This window comes from Streptomyces phytophilus (genome assembly GCF_013870535.1).
Classification (GTDB): Bacteria; Actinomycetota; Actinomycetes; order Streptomycetales; family Streptomycetaceae; genus Streptomyces; species Streptomyces phytophilus.
The window spans coordinates 1-1,100 of sequence record NZ_JACBXC010001655.1 but is presented as its reverse complement, the minus strand read 5'-3'; the positions used below and the strand labels follow the sequence as shown (position 1 = coordinate 1,100).

At 75.5% G+C, this 1,100-nt stretch carries 1 protein-coding gene; it reads left to right on the top strand.

Translation table 11 applies throughout. The features are described 5' to 3' along the window. Nucleotides 1-109 precede the first annotated feature (109 nt). The coding region (gene ruvB, locus H5J30_RS34990; protein WP_181791825.1) for a Holliday junction branch migration DNA helicase RuvB at nucleotides 110-1,100 on the top strand (991 nt) is incomplete at its 3' end.

The window sequence follows — 1,100 nt, the reverse complement described above, 5'->3', positions numbered from 1 at the left end:
CTGCTGCGCGCGGCCCTGCAGACCCTGAACCGCACCCGATGACGCCGCCCCGCTCCCGGGGCGTACGACGCACCGCACCGGCACCAGAACCACGACGGACGGATCCACGATGACCTGGGAGGACGCCGACCCGCGGCTGGTGGACTCGGCCGCCGCCGACGACGACCGGGCGGTGGAGACCGCGCTGCGCCCCAAGGACCTGGCCGAGTTCGTCGGCCAGGAGCGCGTGCGCGAGCAGCTCGACCTGGTGCTGCGCGCCGCCCGCCAGCGCGGCGGCGCCGCCGACCACGTGCTGCTCTCCGGCGCCCCCGGCCTCGGCAAGACCACGCTCGCGATGATCGTCGCCGCCGAGATGGCCGCGCCGATCCGCATCACCTCGGGCCCCGCCATCCAGCACGCGGGCGACCTGGCCGCCATCCTCTCCTCGCTCCAGGAGGGCGAGGTCCTCTTCCTCGACGAGCTGCACCGCATGTCGCGTCCCGCCGAGGAGATGCTGTACATGGCGATGGAGGACCTGCGCGTCGACGTCATCGTCGGCAAGGGCCCCGGCGCCACCGCCATCCCGCTGGAGCTGCCCCCCTTCACGCTGGTCGGCGCCACCACCCGGGCCGGGCTGCTGCCTCCGCCGCTGCGCGACCGCTTCGGCTTCACCGGGCACATGGAGTTCTACTCGCCGGCCGAGCTGGAGCGCGTTCTGCACCGCTCCGCCCACCTCCTCGACGTCGCCGTGGACGCCGCCGGCGCCGCCGAGATCGCCGGCCGCTCCCGCGGCACCCCCCGCATCGCGAACCGCCTGCTGCGCCGCGTGCGGGACTACGCCCAGGTCAAGGCCGACGGCGTGATCACGCGCGAGATCGCCGGCCGCGGCCTGGAGGTCTACGAGGTCGACGACCGCGGCCTCGACCGCCTCGACCGCGCGGTCCTCGGTGCCCTGCTCAAGCTCTTCTCCGGCGGCCCCGTCGGGCTGTCCACGCTGGCCGTGGCGGTGGGGGAGGAGCGGGAGACCGTCGAGGAGGTCGCCGAGCCCTTCCTCGTACGCGAAGGGCTGCTGGCCCGCACACCCCGCGGCCGCGTCGCCACCCCCGCGGCCTGGGCCCACC